Here is a 15634-nt window from a genome sequence, read left to right on the forward strand (position 1 = left end):
TACGGTGGATGGTCTTGTAGGGTGGGTGGAGCCGCAGGCGATACCCACCAAACCCCGCCGACACCGCTGCCACGGCGCGGCGCGCGCGCAAAAACGGGGCGGCCATGGGCCGCCCCGCTTAACTCAAGCGGCTACGCTTATTCCTGCAACAGCGTCGCCCTGCGCTCAATCCCCTTCACCTCCACCTTCAAAGCCTTGGCCAGACGCTCGCCGTACTGGCGATCCGCCTTGTAGAAGTGCGACAGCATGATGTCGCGGGTCTCGACATTGCGCACCTTGGCCAGATCCCCGGACAGATTGCGGATCAGGTCCGCCTGGTCCTGGGCGCTCAGCGAGCGATAGAACTCGCCGGCCTGCTGGAAGTTCAGCGTCTTGGCGATGGCCTCTTGCTGGGTGTTGCCCTGCAAGGGCAGGCGGCTGTGCTTGAACTGCGGGTCTTGCGGCTTGGGAGCCAGCCGGCTGGGCTCGTAATTGACGCTGCCCTGGCGGCCGGAAGCGTTCTGCGCGCCGTCCTGATTGTTGTTCACCACCTCAACCCGCGGCCGGTTCACCGGCAGCGCCTGGAAATTGGTGCCCACGCGGTGCATCTGGGTGTCCAGATAGGAGAACAGCCGGCCTTGCAGCAAACGGTCTTCCGAGGCCTCGATGCCCGGCACCAGATTGGCCGGCGACATCGCCACCTGCTCGGTGGCTTCGAAGAAGTTGGCCGGCACCTGGTTCAGCGTCATGGTGCCCACCTTGCGCTCCGCCACGCCGGTCCACACCTTGGTGGGGTCCAGCGGGTTGAAGGCGAAACGGTTCATGTCCTCGGGCTGGATCAGCTGCACGTACAAGTCCCAGGACGGGTAGCGCTTCTGCTCAATGCTTTGCAACAGGTCCGCGGTGGCGTGGCCGACCGATTGGCCCTGCACCTTGGGCAGTTCGTCCGGGCGCAGATTGCGTTCGCCCTGATGCGATTTCCAGGTGAACTTGGCGTATTGGTAGCGGCCGTCCACGGCCACCAGCTTCAGCGCGTGCACGCTGCTGCCGTTCATTTCACGGTAATTGGCCGGGGTGCCGTAGTTGGAGTACACCCGGGTCAGCATATGGGTGGATTCCGGCTGGTGAGAGAAGAAGTCGAAGACGCGGTTGGGGTCTTGCTCATTGCTGACCGGGTCCGGCTTCAGCGAGTGCACCATGTCCGGGAATTTGATCGCGTCGCGGATGAAGAATACCGGCAGATTATTGCCCACCAGGTCCCAGTTGCCTTGCGCGGTGTAGAACTTGGTGGCGAAGCCGCGCGGGTCGCGGTCGGTTTCCGGCGCGCCGCGGCTGCCGATCACGGTGGAGAAGCGCACGAACACCGGCGTTTTTTCGCCCTTGCGGAACACCAGGGCGCGGCTGACGTCCTGCAAGCCTTCGCTGGCGACGAAGACGCCGCCGGCGCCCACGCCGCGCGCGTGGACCACACGTTCCGGGATGCGCTCGCGGTCGAAGCGCTGCAGTTTTTGCAGCAGTTGAATGTCTTGCAGCAGGGTGGGGCCGTTGGGGCCGGCGGTCTGGCTATTTTGGTTGTCGCCCACCGGCGCGCCGTTGTCCTGGGTCAGGTTGGCGGCTTGGCTCAGAGCGGCGCTACAAGCCAGCGCCAGGGTGAAAAGCTTGCGGTTCACGGAAAAGGTCAGAACTGACATTGGCACTCCCATAAATTATTAGAACATTTACTAAGGGAGCGGCCATTATCGGAAGTGACGATAGTTTTGTTAAATCTTAAATTACAATTTGTTTGATAGTGTTTATTAATGGAACGAAGACGGCTTCATTTCTCCGCCAGCAGTCGTTCGATGCGACGGTCCGGCACCAGCCAGATCAGGGCCATCAGCACATACATCGCCGCGGACAGCCATTCCCAGTAAAAGGCGGCGGCGATGCCGATCAGATAGCACAGCGGGGAGATCTTGCCCTTGATGTCCTTGCCCAAGGCCTCGGACAGCCGGGTGCGGTTGCCGGGCAGGCACAGCAGCGATTGCTGCATCAGCCACCAGGCCAGCGCGCACATCAGCAACACCACGCCGTACAGGGCCAGCGGCAGCGGGGCGAAGTGGTTTTCCCCCATCCAGCCGGTGACGAAGGGAATCAGCGACAGCCAGAACAGCAGGTGCAGATTGGCCCACAGCACGCGGCCGTCCACGCGCTGGATGGCGTGGTAGAAGTGGTGGTGGTTGTTCCAGTACAGGCCTACGTAGATGAAGCTGAGCACGTAACTGAGAAAGACCGGCCAACGGTCTTGCAGCGCCGTCCAGCTGGTGTCGTGCGGCACTTTCAGTTCCAGCACCATGATGGTGATGATGATGGCGAGCACGCCGTCGCTGAAGGCTTCCAGCCGGTTCTTCCCCATGATGTTCCTATCAGCTGTTTCAAGTGGATGACGGGGTCAGTATAGACGGCTTTCAGAGCGTGTTTACGATCGGGCGAGCAAGGGCGGGACAAGGTCACCGCGCAACGCTCCGCGACGCGCAGCAGATCGTCAACAGGTTCTTAGCCCGGCCGTTGGGCCGGCGCCGGGCGATAAGGCAGGCGGATGCGGGTGATGAAGCGTTCGCCGTCCAGCCGGGCGCTGAGCGAGGCCTCGGCGTCGAAATACAGCTCCAGCCGCTCGGCCAGATTGTCCAGCGCCATGTGGTGGCCGGGCGCGGCCGCCGCCGGCTCCGGATTGACCGGATTGCTCAGCGTCAGCTCCAGCTGATGTTCTAGCTGGCGCGCCTGGATGCGGATTTCGCCGCCGTCGGCCAGCCGTTCTATGCCGTGGAACACCGCGTTTTCCGCCAGCGGCTGCAGGATCAGCGGCGGCAGCGCCGCGTCCAGCGGGGCTTGCACGTCCCAGCTCACTTGCAGGCGCGCGCCCAGCCGTTCGGCCTCGATCGCCAGATACATCGCCGCCAGTTCGATTTCGCGGCCCAGCGTGGATTGCCGCGCCGGATCGCCCAGCTGGGCGCGGAACAGATCGGCCAGGTTTTCCAGCACCATTTCCGCCTTGTCCGGCTGCTTGCCGATCAGCGCGATGGCGGCGTTGAGGCTGTTGAACAGGAAATGCGGGCGGATGCGCGCCTGCAGCGCGATCAGCCGCGCCTCCGACAGCGCCGGGGACAAGGCGCGCGCGCGCAGATTGAGGTAATGCTGCATCAGCCCGCCCACCGCGCCGGCCAGCAGCACCTGGCCCCAGGGCATGGGCGCCAGCGGGTTGAGCAGACGGCCGCAGAAGGCGAAGGACAGCAGGCAGATGGCGGCGGCGCTCAGCGTCACGCGCCGGCCGCGGTAGAGGCGGCGGCCCAGCAAGGCCAGCAGGCCCAGGCTCAGCAAGGCGCCGGGCACCAGCAGGCTGGACAGGCGCAGCAGCCGCCAGGGCAGCGGCTCGCCGCCGTCGTCCAGCAACAGGCCGCCCAGCAGGAACAGGCCGAGCAGCAGCAAGGCGCGCAGCAGCACGCCCAGGTTGCGGTAGTCGGGCAGGTCGGACGGGGGCGGTAGCGGCATGAGGGCGCGGCCGGAAATAGGATAGCCGCATCATAGCAAGGAAAACCCGCACTGGCCGAAGGCGCTCGCCGCTGGCATAGTAGGGGATTCCCGGCGGCGCCGCGCGCCCCCGGAGTTTCGCCAAGTTTTTCGTCCGCAGCCATCGTAGAAAGCATCGCCATGCAAGATCAACACGCCTGGTCCGGCCGTTTCTCGGAGCCGGTATCCGAACTCGTCAAGAAATACACCGCTTCGGTGGATTTCGACCGACGACTGGCCGAATTCGACATCGAGGGCTCGCTGGCCCACGCCGCCATGTTGCAGCGCGCCGGCGTCCTGTCCGCCGAAGACCTGGCTGCGATCCGACGAGGCATGGGCGAAGTGCTGGACGATATCCGCGCCGGCCGTTTCGAGTGGAGCGTGGATCTGGAAGACGTGCACATGAACGTGGAGCGCCGGCTGACCGACAAGATCGGCGACGCCGGCAAGCGCCTGCACACCGGCCGTAGCCGCAACGACCAGGTGGCCACCGACATCCGCCTGTGGCTGCGCGCGCAGATCGACGCCATCGTCGGCCTGATCGGCGAACTGCAGCACAGCCTGCTGGACCTGGCGGAACAGCACGCCGAAACCGTGCTGCCCGGCTTCACCCATTTGCAGGTGGCGCAGCCGGTGACCTTCGGCCACCACATGCTGGCCTATGTGGAAATGCTGGCGCGCGACGCCGAACGCATGAGCGACTGTCGCAAGCGCGTCAACCGCCTGCCCTTGGGCGCGGCGGCGCTGGCCGGCACCACCTTCCCGATCGACCGTCATTACACCGCCCAGCTGCTGGGCTTCGACGATGTTTGCCACAACTCGCTGGACGCGGTGTCCGACCGCGACTTCGCGATTGAATTCACCGCCGCCGCCAGCCTGGTGATGGTGCATCTGTCGCGGCTGTCCGAGGAGCTGATCCTGTGGATGAGCCCGCGCGTCGGCTTCATCGACATCGCCGACCGTTTCTGCACCGGCAGTTCCATCATGCCGCAGAAGAAGAACCCGGACGTGCCGGAGCTGGTGCGCGGCAAGTCCGGCCGCGTGGTGGGCCATCTGATCGCGCTGGTGACGCTGATGAAGGCGCAGCCGCTGGCTTACAACAAGGACAACCAGGAGGACAAGGAGCCGCTGTTCGACACCGCGGACACCTTGATCGACACCCTGCGCATCTACGCCGACATGATACGCGGCGTCACCGTCAAGCCGGAGGCGATGCGCGCGGCGGTGTTGCAAGGCTTCGCCACCGCCACCGATCTGGCCGACTACCTGGTGAAGAAGGGCGTGCCCTTCCGCGACAGCCACGAGGTGGTGGCGCTGACGGTGCGCCACGCGGAGCAGCAGGGCGTGGACATCGCCGACCTGTCGCTGGCCAAGCTGCGCGAGTTCTCGCCCTTGATCGACGAGGACGTGTTCGCGGTGCTGAGCCCGGAAGGCAGTCTGGCGCAGCGCGACCACGTGGGCGGCACCGCGCCGCGCCAGGTGCGCTTGCAGATCGAGCGCCATCGTCAACGCCTGCAGCCGCGCTGAGCGCCGCTCCGTCTCGCTCTTGCCCGCAAGCCTTTGAATAGGCCTTTGATGGCCGTCAGGCCGCGCCCCGCCATCCCGGCGGCGCGCGGCCTGTTCTTGTTTGGGGGCCTGCCGATTGCGGCAATTTATATCAAACAACAGTCAATCAAAGACATTTTATTAAATAAATCTTTCTAATTAGCTTTTCTGTCTCCGGCTAAACCGTTATCTTTAGCGCCAGACTTGCGGGAGCTTCGAAAAATCGCGACGGCGGCCGACACGCCGCGCGGCTGGTTTTCCAAATTTCTCCAAGAACGTGTTTACGATCCAGCGAGCCAGAGCGAGACCAGGCGTTGCGGTTGAGAAAGCGGAATGCACACGTAGTGCATGAGTGTTTCGAAGCGCTGCTCACCGTGTCGCGTCTCACGACGCGCGGCAGATCGTAAACAGGTTCCAAGGGACGGCGCGGCAACGCCCGCCTATCCCTCATCCTGGCAGTCCCCGTCTATCCATGCTGTTCTCGCCAGCGCCAGCCGTGCCGCGGATTGGCGCGCGCCGCCATGGCCGGACGCGGGGCCGCTTCTTGTCATTACAGTCACTCAGTCACGCCGGGGAACAATGTGTTTTGTCGCCATCGCTTCCGTCACCTGATCAGCCGAGGCAATCAATTCCGCGGCAGCCTCAACGCCGCGGAATGGGCCTTGGTCTTGCTGGTGGCCGTGTTGCCGGCGGTGATAGGCCTGCCCCTGACCTGGAACCGCTACCAGCTGGACGTGCAGGCGCAGCTGCAAAGCGCGGCGGGGCGCGCGGTCAATTCGGTGGACCGGGTGTTCAGCCAGGTGGACCGCTCATTGCGGGAGGCCGCGCCGTTGGCCGGCCAGCCCTGCCCGCAGGCGCGCGGCAAGCTGGTGTCGCTGGCGGCCTTCGATCCCTATATCCGCTCGCTGGGGCTGATGGACGGCCGCCGCCTGTACTGCACCTCGGTGCTGGGCGCGCAGTATTCGGATCTGCCCTTCACCCCGTCGGCGCCGCAGCAGCTGATCTACCGTCTGGACTCCGGCCCCTTGTACCCCAAGCGTCCCTTCCTGATGCGCACCTTGCTGGGGGAGCGGGGGCAGGCCGTCGTTGCCAGCGTGGAACTGGCCTATTTCAGCCCTCTGCTGCCCTGGCAGGCCGACGACGGCCACAGCGGTTCGCTGCTGGTGCTGAATCACAAGGAGGCGGTGCAGTCCACATTGCCGGGCGCCGCCGAGGTGCCGGCCAGCGCGGTGCTGCGGGTGATCGCGGCCTCGGAGCGCTTTCCGCTGGCGGTGCACAGCTGGGTGGACGCCGACTACCTGTGGCGCGGCGCGTCGGCGCGCCTGCTGCGCGCCCTGCTCTTGTTGCTGCCGGTGGGCGTGGTCGGCGCGGTCCTGCTGCTGGGTTATCTGCGCAAGCGCGGCTCGGTCAGCGGGGAAATCCTGCTGGCCTTGCGCAATCAGGAGTTCCTGCCTTACTACCAGCCGGTGTTCGACGCCTGCGGCCGCCGCTGCATGGGGGTGGAGGTGTTGCTGCGCTGGCAGCATCCGCGTCAGGGGCTGACGCCGCCGGATCTGTTCATCCCGGTGGCGGAGGCCTCCGGCATGATCATCCAGATCACCCGCTATCTGATGCGGCGGGTGGCCGCCGACATGGCGTCGCTGCCCTTGCCCGATCGCTTTTTCGTGGCGCTGAATCTGTCGCCCAGCCATCTGCAGCACGCGCAACTGGTGGAGGACTGTCAGGCGTTTTTGCGACACTTCCCGAAGACGCCGCCGCGGCTGGTGCTGGAAGTGACCGAGCGCGAGCCCATCCGGGTGACGCCGCAAAGCCAGCAGGTGATGGCCGCGTTGCGGCGGATGCGGGTGCAGATCGCCATCGACGACTTCGGCACCGGCCACAGCAGCCTGGCCGAGCTCAACCGCATTCACGCCGATCATCTGAAGATAGACCGGGTGTTCGTGGCGGCGATAGGCAGCGACTCCATCGCCAACCGCATCCTGGAGATGATCATCGATCTGGCCAAGCAGCTGCGCATCTCCATGGTGGCCGAGGGCGTGGAAACCGAACAGCAGCGCGCTTACCTGCAGCAAAGCGGCGTGCATTATCTGCAAGGCTATCTGCTGGCGCGGCCGATGCCGCTGGAACAGCTGCGCGATTTTTTGTGGGGGCGTCCGCCGCTGACCGAGGGCCAGCCGGTCTCCTGAGCAAAAAATACGCAATAAACGAACACTATTGGCCGATATCAAGCCGGAATAGTGGTTCTGTTTGCCGCTGACCCGCAAAATATGTTACTAAAGTGACGTGATTTTCGATTCCGAATAGTTATGAGCCGCTCACCCCGTCACGACAAGATTCTGCAGCTGGTCCGCGAAAACGGCTTCATGCCGATCGAAGAGTTGGCCAGACTGCTCGATGTCACCCCGCAAACCATTCGCCGCGATATCAACCAGCTGTGCGAGGCCAATCTGTTGCGCCGCTACCACGGCGGCGCCGCCCTGGGCAGCAGCGTGGAGAATGAGGACTATTTCGCGCGCAAAGGAAAATTCCAGAGCGAAAAAGCGCATATCGCGGACATGATCGCCAGCAGCATTCCCGATCACGCCTCGCTGTTCATGAGCATAGGCACCACCATAGAGGCGGTGGCCCAGGCGCTGACCAGCACGCACAAGGGTTTGCGGGTGATCACCAACAACATCCATGTGGCCTCCATCATGTCCACCAATCCGGATTTCACGGTGATGATCACCTCCGGCACGGTGCGCGCGTCCGACGGCGGCATCACCGGCGTGGCCACGCTGGACTTCATCAACCAGTTCAAGGTGGATTACGCCATCATCGGCGTGTCCGGCATCGAGCCGGACGGCTCGCTGCTGGACTTCGATTACCGCGAGGTGCGGGTGGCGCAGGCGATGATGTCCAACGCCCGTCACCGCTACCTGGCGGCGGACCACAGCAAGTTCGGCCGCAACGCCCTGGTGCGCATGGGACACATCAGCGAGTTCCACACCGTGTTCACCGACGCGCTGCCGCCGGAGCCGGTGACCAAGCTGCTGGAAGAGCAGGGCGTGCGCCTGGTGCTGACCGAGGCCTGAGACGCTTCCAAAGCCGCTTCGGCGATACGGCGTTAACAGGCTTTGAGCACGCGTATCGTCAACAGGCGTCCTGGATGCGGCGCTGAGCGCCGCGCCCGAAAAAAGCCCGGAACCTCTCGGTGGTCCGGGCTTTTTCGCGTCCGGGCGGGGCCCGGCGGCGGGGCTCAGTCCTGCATGATCTCCACCCGGTTGCGGCCGTTGGCCTTGGCCCGGTACAGCATTTCGTCGGCCTGACGCACCAGCTCGGTGCTGCTGGCGGCGGTGTCCAGCGAGCTGATGCCCACGCTGAAGGTCTGGCGGAAGTCGCCGTCCGGCGCGCGCTGCTCTATCTGGCTGAAGTCCTGGCGCAGCTGGTCCATCAGTTCGCGCGCCTGCGTCTGATGGGTGCCGGGCAGCACGATGGCGAACTCCTCGCCGCCGTAGCGGCCCACCAGATCGCTGCTGCGCAGCCGTTCCTTGAGGAAGCGCGCCAGATTGATCAGCAGCTCGTCGCCGGCCGGGTGGCCGTGGCTGTCGTTGATGGTCTTGAAGAAGTCCAGGTCCAGCATCGCCAGCGACAGCGGCCGCTGATCGCGGCGCGCGCGCTGGATGCCGTACTCCAGCTGGCCGTGCAGATGGGAGTGGTTGAGCAGGCCGGTGAGGCTGTCGTTGATGATGTAGGAGCGCAGCTTGCGGTAGCGGCGCGCGCGGTTGATCACGGTGACGATCAACTCCTCCGGCGCCACCGGCTTGGTCAGGAAGCCGTCTATGCCCAGGGTCAGCGCGTCCAGCTGCACCGCCTGGCGCTTTTCCACCGACAGGAACACCACCGGGATGCCGTCCAGCAGCCGCTGCTGGCGGATCACCTTGGCCAGCTCCATGCCGCTGCACTGCGGCATGTACATGTCCATCAGGATCAGGTCGGGGCGGAACTGCTCTATCATGTCCAGCACCCGTTCCGGCTGGGTCTCCTCGCGGGTTTCCACCCCCTGGGCGTTGAGCACGCTGGAGTAGAGCCCGGCCAGCGATTCCATGTCCTCCACGATCAGCACGCGCAAGGGCTCGCGCTTCTCGCCCAGGTCGCTGAAGCTCAGCTGGTCAATCAGTTGATGTGCTTGCAGCGGCCAGTCCAGCAGGCTGCCGGCGCCGGCGCGCACCGCCGCCAGCCGCGCCTGGAAATCGTGCAGCGGCGAGGTCAGGATCAGCGGACAGATGCTGCTGATGGTGGGGGCCAGCAAAAGGATGGGGTCGTTGGCGGCGAACTCGGTGAAAGCCACCACCGCTTCCGGCGCCTTGTCCTGCAGCGCCTGGGCCAGCTTGGCCGCCTGCTGGATCACCTTGGCGTGGATGCCGTAGCAGGACAGCTGCTGGATCAGCGGCGTGGCGTCCACGTCTTGCGGCAGCCATAGATAGAGGGTGACCAGGCCGCCGCCCAGCAGGGCGTCGTAGTCGATCTCCGGCAGGCCGTCCTTGCGCTCCATCATGCCCAGCTGGCTGACCAGGCCCAGGTGGTGGCGCAGCCGGTTGTAGCGCTCGCTTTCCGACGGCGCGGTCTGCGGTTGCTGGATCCAGCCTTGCAGCAGCCGCGACAGGGTCTGGATTTCCCCGGTGATTTCGTTGAGGTCCTGCTCGCGCACCATGTCCTCCAGCCGCAGGATCAGCGACAGCAGGTGGGCGGCCAGCGGCCGCTCCCAGCGGGTGACGAGCAGGTGGCCGATGCGATCGATTTCCTGTGCCAGATGCACACGTTGTTTGAAAGCCTGATGTTGCGACATGATCAAGTATTCCCCGGTGGACCCGGTCGTCCAATATTCAAGTTCTGAAGCCGCGCCTGAGGCGCGCTGTTATAATCCGCCGTTGGATTGCAACGGCCTGGCAAAAATTTTTAATGAACGTTTTTTACGAAGAGAGCGGCGGCTTTAAGGTCGGCAGCATCGTTTCGCGCAATGACGCTAGTCTGCAAGTGGATACCCAGCATGGCAAGCGCGCCAAGATCAAGGCGGCGAATGTTTTTCTGGAGTTTAGCTCCGCATTGGGCGATTTTCTGCCCATGGTAGAGCAACTTGCCGCGGATATTGACCTGGATTTCCTGTGGGAATGCTGCCCGGACGACGAGTTCGGCTATGAGGCGCTGGCGGCCGATTACTGGGGCCGCGCGCCGTCGGCGGCCGAGGCCGCCGCCATCGTGTCGCGGCTGTACGGCGCGCCGATGTATTTCTACAAAAAAGGCAAGGGCCGCTACAAGAAGGCGCCGGAAGACGCGCTGAAGGCGGCGTTGGCCGGGCTGGAGCGCAAGAAGCGCGAGCAGGAGCAGATCGACCAGTGGGTGGCGGAGCTGAAAGCCGGCCAGCTGCCGGAGGCGATCCGCGGCCAGCTGATGACCTTGTTGTGGAAACCCGACAAGAACACGCTGGAGTTCAAGGCCTTCGACCAGGCCTCGCGCGAGCTGAGCCTGCCGCCGCTGCGGCTGGCGGACAAGGTGGGCGGCATCTCTTCGGTGCCGGACTACCTGATGGCCGGCTTCATGCTGGAGTTCTTCCCCAAGGGCCGCGGCTTCGGCAAGTACGAACTGCCCACGCTGCCGGAAGAGCTGCCCTTGTCGCCGGTGCGCGCCTTCTCCATCGACGACGCCAACACCACCGAGATCGACGATGCCTTGTCGGTGCAGGACCTGCCCAACGGCAACAAGCGCGTCGGCATCCACATCGCCGCGCCGTCGCTGGGCATAGAGATAGGCTCGCCGCTGGAAAAGCTGCTGCTGTCCCGGCTGTCCACCGTGTATTTCCCCGGCGACAAGATCACCATGCTGCCGGACGATCTGGTGGAGATGTTCACCCTCAAGGAAGGGCACGACTGCCCGGCGCTCAGCCTCTACGTGGAGGTGACGCCTGAGTTCGAGCCGGTGGCCTACGAGAACCGCATCGAGAAGGTGCATATCGCCGCCAACCTGCGCCACGCCGCGCTGGAGCAGTTCTTCAACGAAGAGACGCTGGCTTGCGATCCGGGCGTGGACTATCCGTTCAAGCAGGAACTGATCTGGTTCTGGCAGTTCGCCGAGGCGCTGGAGAAGCGCCGCGGCAAATACGACCCGACCCGGCCGGTGCAGATGGATTACAACTTCGACGTGGTCGACGGCAAGGTGCTGATCACCTTGCGCAAGCGCGGCGCGCCGATGGACAAGCTGGTGTCCGAGCTGATGATTCTGGCCAACAGCGAGTGGGGCCGGATGCTGGCCGAGGCCGACATCCCCGGCATGTACCGCGCGCAAAGCATGGGCAAGGTGAGGATGACCACGCGGCCCGAGCCGCACACCGGCTTGGGCGTGGCCCAATACGCGTGGGCCACGTCGCCGCTGCGCCGCGCCACCGACTTCATCAACCAGCGTCAGCTGATGTCCATGATCCGCGGCGAGAAGCCGCAGTTCGAGCAGGGCGACGCGATGCTGTTCGCCATCCTGCGCGATTTCGACACCACCTACTCCGCCTACCTGGGCTTCCAGGACCGGATGGAGCATTTCTGGTGCCTGCGCTGGTTCAGCCAGGAGGGGGTGTCCGATCCCACCGCCGCCTTCATCAAGGAAGACCTGGTGCGCATCGACGGCCTGCCGATGCGGGTGCGCATCCCGGGCCTGCCGGAGCTGGCGCGCGGCGACCGCATCCAGCTGTCGGTGATCCGCATCGACGAGCTGATGCAGGAGATCGAGCTGCGCTGCGTCGGGGTGCTCGGCCATGTCGACGCCGCCGAGGACGAGGCGTCGGAAGCCGAGACGGAGACGGGAGAGGCGGACGGCCAGGCCGGTTGAGTCCGCAATGCGAAACGTGCGAAAAGGCGGCTTGGGCCGCCTTTTTTGCGTCCGGCCGGACGGTGCTTAGAGCCTGTTCAAGATTTCGCGAGCTAAGGCGAGGCAAGGCGAAAACAGCTGAGAAAGCGGAATGTACGCGTGGTACATGAGCATTTCGAAGCTGTTTTCAACGCCGGATCGCCGATGCGCAGCAGACATTGAATAGGTTCTTAGAACATTTCATCCAGCGCGGTGCAGGCCTCGCGCAACTCCGGCAGCGCCGCGGCCAGGTCCTCGCGCTTCAAGCCGGCGCGCTCCATCACGCTGACCGGCAGGGTGGCCAGCATGTCCTCCTCGCTCATATCGTGATTGAAGCCGGAGGTCATGAAGGACGCCAGGCCGATCAGCAGCGCGAACGGCGACACTTCCTCGTTCAGCAGATCGTGCTGGTTGAAGATGGCTTCCTGGATTTCGTCCGGAAAATTCCAGCGCCGCGCCAGCTCGGCGCCCACCTCGGTCAGATCCATGCCCAGCAGCATGCGCTCGGTGGCCACCCGGTCGGCGCCGCCGGCGACGATGCGGTCTATCTGCAAAGCCTGTTCCGGCACCGCCACATAGAGCACCAGTTCGCCGATATTGGACAGCAGGCCGCAGGTATAGCCCAGCTGCGGGTCCAGCCGGGCCAGCTTGGCCAGCCGTTTGGCGGCGTTGGCCATCGCAAAGCTGCGCTGCCAGAACGCCTTCATGTCGAAGCCCTGGATGCCCAGCGTGGCGCCGGTGACGCCGGAGGCGATCACCAGCACCCTGAGGTTGTCGAAGCCGAGCAGGATGATGGCGTCGTCCAGAGAGCCCACGCGCCGGCTGCCGCCGAAGCGCGCGGTATTGGCCAGCCGCAGCACGCGCGCGGTCAGCACCTGGTCATGTCCCACCTTGTCGGTAATTTCATCGATGTTCACGTCGGTGCGGTGAAAACTGGCCACCAGCTCCTGGACCACTTTGGGCACCATGGGCAGTTTGCCCGACGCTTTTTCAAATATTTCCGCCACTTGCATAGGGGTCTCCAATAGGTGAGCCGTCGCCGGCGCGGGCGTGGGCCGGCAGGCGATGAAGTCCTGCTTCTTGAGCTTAGGCAATTGGCGGGGGAAAGGAAGGACAAAACCGGACAGGGGCGGGCCGGCGGCGGGCGGCCCGCCAAAAAAAACAGGGCCGGGAGGCCCTGTAAAGAAGCAACGTCGTTTAATTCCTGTGCAGCTGGCTCGCTTCCAAGGCCAACTGGGTGATGCGGTCCCAATCGCGGTTGGCGATGGCGTCGTCCGGAGTCAGCCAGCTGCCGCCCACGGCCAGCACATTGGGCAGCGCCAGGTATTCCGGCGCTTTCTTGATGTCGATGCCGCCGGTGGGGCAGAAGCGCAGATCGGAGAACGGGCTGGCCAGCGATTTGAGCAGCTTGACGCCGCCCACGGCCTCGGCCGGGAACAGCTTCTGGATGGTGAAGCCCTCGTCCTGGGCGCGCATCGCCTCGGACGGGGTGGCGATGCCGGGAATCAGCGTCAGATTGGCGGCGCGGGCGGCGGCGCCCAGCTCCGGGGTGAAGCCGGGGCTGACGCCGAACTGCGCGCCGGCGTCGATGGCGGCTTCCACGTGGGCGCGGGTGCGCAGCGTGCCGGCGCCGACGATGGCGCCCGGCACTTCGTCGCGCATGCGGCGCATCGCCGCCAGCGCGGCCTTGGTGCGCAGCGTCACTTCCAGCACGCGCACGCCGCCGGCCACCAGCGCCTGGGCCAGCTCGACGGCCACGGCCGCGTCGTTGACGATGATCACCGGAACAACCGGGCCTTGGCGCAGCAGGGTCAATGCGTCCATATTCATTTTCTCCAAGAAGCGGGGTGGAAGTCGGGATGGCGGAAGCTGGTGGCGCCGGCTTCGGCGTGGTCGGCCACCGAACGGAACACCGCGAACAAGTCCCGTCCCATGCCAAAATCATTATGCGTCAGGTCGGCCTGCGCCGGTTCGCGCGCGGCCCATTCGGCCTCGTCCACCAGCACGGTCAACTCGCCGCTATTGGCGTTCAGCCGCACCGGGTCGCCGTCGCGCACTTTGCTGATCGGTCCGCCGGACAGGGCTTCCGGCGAGACGTGGATGGCGGCCGGCACCTTGCCGGAGGCGCCGGACATGCGGCCGTCGGTGACCAGGGCCACCTTGAAGCCGCGCTCCTGCAAAATGCTCAGGGCGGGGGTCAGCTTGTGCAGTTCCGGCATGCCGTTGGCGCGCGGGCCCTGGAAGCGGATCACCGCGATGAAGTCTTTTTCCAGCTCGCCGCGCTTGAACGCCGCCAGCATGTCGTTCTGGTCGTGGAAGATCACCGCCGGCGCTTCCACCACCCGGTGTTCCGGCTTGACCGCGGACACCTTGATCACCGCGCGGCCCAGCTTGCCGGACAGCAGCTTGAGGCCGCCGTCGGCGGAGAAGGGGTCGGCGGCGGTGCGCAGCACGCTGTCGTCGCCGCTGTCGGCGGGCGCGTCCCGCCATTTGAGTTCGCCCTGATCCAGCCACGGTTCCTGCGCGTAGCGAGACAGGCCGCGGCCGGCCACGGTGCCCACGTCCTCGTGCAGCAGGCCGGCGGACAGCAGTTCGCGGATCACGAAGCCCATGCCGCCGGCGGCGTGGAAGTGGTTCACGTCGGCCTTGCCGTTGGGGTAGGCGCGGACCAAGAGCGGCACCACGGCGGAGAGCTCGTCGAAATCGTCCCAGTTCACGTCGATGCCGGCGGCGCGGGCGATGGCGACGATGTGCATGGTGTGGTTGGTGGAGCCGCCGGTGGCCAGCAGGCCGACGATGGCGTTGACGATGGACTTCTCGTCTATCATCTCGCCCACCGGGGTGAAGGCCTTGCCCTGGGCGGCGATCTTGGCCGCCTGATGGGCGGCGGCGCGGGTCAGCGCCTCGCGCAGCGGGGTGCCCGGGTTGACGAAGGCGGCGCCGGGCAGGTGCAGGCCCATGATCTCCATCAGCATCTGATTGGAGTTGGCGGTGCCGTAGAAGGTACAGGTGCCGGGGCCGTGGTAGGACTGGCATTCGGATTCCAGCAGCGCGTCGCGGCCCACCTTGCCTTCGGCGTACAACTGGCGCACCTTGGCTTTTTCATCGTTGGCGATGCCGGTGGTCATCGGACCGGCGGGAACGAACACCGCCGGCAGGTGGCCGAAGGACAGCGCGCCTATCAGCAGGCCGGGCACGATCTTGTCGCACACGCCCAGATACAGCGCGGCGTCGAACATCTGGTGGGACAGCGCCACCGCGGTGCTCATCGCGATGATGTCGCGGGAGAACAGGGACAGCTCCATGCCCGGCTGGCCCTGGGTCACGCCGTCGCACATCGCCGGCACGCCGCCGGCGAACTGGGCGGTGGCGCCGGCCGCCAGCGCCGCCTCCTTCAGCTGCGCCGGATAGGTTTCCAGCGGCTGGTGGGCGGACAGCATGTCGTTATAGGAAGAGACGATGGCCAGATTGGGGCGGTGCTCTTCCTTTAGATGTATCTTGATGCCGTCGGGCATGGCGGCGAAGGCGTGGGCCAAATTGGTACACGACAATTGCGAGCGCTCCACCCTTCCCTGATGGGCTGCTGCGCGCAAGCGGTCCAGGTAGGCGGCGCGCGTTGCCCGGCTCCGGTTGACGATGCGCTCGGTAACGGCGGACAGGGTGGAATGCAAGGCCATGATGACGTTCCGTG

11 protein-coding genes are annotated in these 15634 nt (G+C 65.2%); 4 read left to right on the top strand and 7 right to left on the bottom strand.

Annotation, left to right across the window (positions count from 1 at the left end):
* Positions 1–137: 137 nt before the first annotated feature.
* From JC616_RS00195 to JC616_RS00205, 3 genes are all read right to left on the bottom strand, one after another.
* On the bottom strand, positions 138–1670 hold the full coding sequence (locus tag JC616_RS00195; RefSeq protein ID WP_227106032.1) for a catalase: 1533 nt from the start codon (positions 1668–1670) through the stop codon (positions 138–140).
* Positions 1671–1795: 125 nt separating this feature from the next.
* Positions 1796–2374: a TMEM175 family protein gene (locus JC616_RS00200; RefSeq protein ID WP_081556483.1), complete on the bottom strand. Its 579-nt coding sequence runs from the start codon at positions 2372–2374 to the stop codon at positions 1796–1798.
* Positions 2375–2514: 140 nt separating this feature from the next.
* Positions 2515–3507, bottom strand: coding sequence for a sensor histidine kinase (locus JC616_RS00205; RefSeq protein WP_227106033.1), 993 nt, complete (start codon positions 3505–3507; stop codon positions 2515–2517).
* Between the two features lie 159 nt (positions 3508–3666).
* Between JC616_RS00205 and argH the strand changes: the two genes are divergently transcribed.
* The 3 genes from argH (at position 3667) to JC616_RS00220 (ending at position 8144) form a co-directional block, all read left to right on the top strand.
* Positions 3667–5052, top strand: coding sequence for an argininosuccinate lyase (gene argH / locus JC616_RS00210; protein WP_227106034.1), 1386 nt, complete (start codon positions 3667–3669; stop codon positions 5050–5052).
* Positions 5053–5651: 599 nt separating this feature from the next.
* Positions 5652–7256, top strand: coding sequence for an EAL domain-containing protein (locus tag JC616_RS00215; protein WP_227106035.1), 1605 nt, complete (start codon positions 5652–5654; stop codon positions 7254–7256).
* 120 nt (positions 7257–7376) lie between these two features.
* Positions 7377–8144 carry a DeoR/GlpR family DNA-binding transcription regulator gene (locus JC616_RS00220; protein WP_019103455.1) on the top strand — a complete coding sequence of 256 codons (768 nt, stop codon included), beginning with the start codon at positions 7377–7379 and terminating at the stop codon, positions 8142–8144.
* Positions 8145–8308: 164 nt separating this feature from the next.
* Here JC616_RS00220 and JC616_RS00225 read toward each other — a convergent pair whose 3' ends face one another.
* Positions 8309–9898, bottom strand: coding sequence for a GGDEF domain-containing protein (locus JC616_RS00225; protein ID WP_227106036.1), 1590 nt, complete (start codon positions 9896–9898; stop codon positions 8309–8311).
* A 113-nt stretch (positions 9899–10011) separates the two neighbouring features.
* Here JC616_RS00225 and JC616_RS00230 point away from each other — a divergent pair, with 113 nt between their 5' ends.
* Positions 10012–11925, top strand: coding sequence for a ribonuclease catalytic domain-containing protein (locus JC616_RS00230; RefSeq protein WP_227106037.1), 1914 nt, complete (start codon positions 10012–10014; stop codon positions 11923–11925).
* Between the two features lie 209 nt (positions 11926–12134).
* Here JC616_RS00230 and JC616_RS00235 read toward each other — a convergent pair whose 3' ends face one another.
* From JC616_RS00235 to edd, 3 genes are all read right to left on the bottom strand, one after another.
* Positions 12135–12956 carry an HDOD domain-containing protein gene (locus JC616_RS00235; protein WP_107801512.1) on the bottom strand — a complete coding sequence of 274 codons (822 nt, stop codon included), beginning with the start codon at positions 12954–12956 and terminating at the stop codon, positions 12135–12137.
* A gap of 184 nt (positions 12957–13140) precedes the next feature.
* Entirely contained in the window at positions 13141–13767 is a 627-nt protein-coding gene (locus JC616_RS00240; RefSeq protein WP_048408066.1) for a bifunctional 4-hydroxy-2-oxoglutarate aldolase/2-dehydro-3-deoxy-phosphogluconate aldolase, read from the bottom strand.
* A 2-nt stretch (positions 13768–13769) separates the two neighbouring features.
* On the bottom strand, positions 13770–15620 hold the full coding sequence (gene edd, locus JC616_RS00245) for a phosphogluconate dehydratase (protein WP_227106038.1): 1851 nt from the start codon (positions 15618–15620) through the stop codon (positions 13770–13772).
* Between the last annotated feature and the right edge of the window lie 14 nt (positions 15621–15634).

The sequence above is a fragment of the Chromobacterium rhizoryzae genome (assembly GCF_020544465.1).
Lineage (GTDB): Bacteria > Pseudomonadota > Gammaproteobacteria > Burkholderiales > Chromobacteriaceae > Chromobacterium.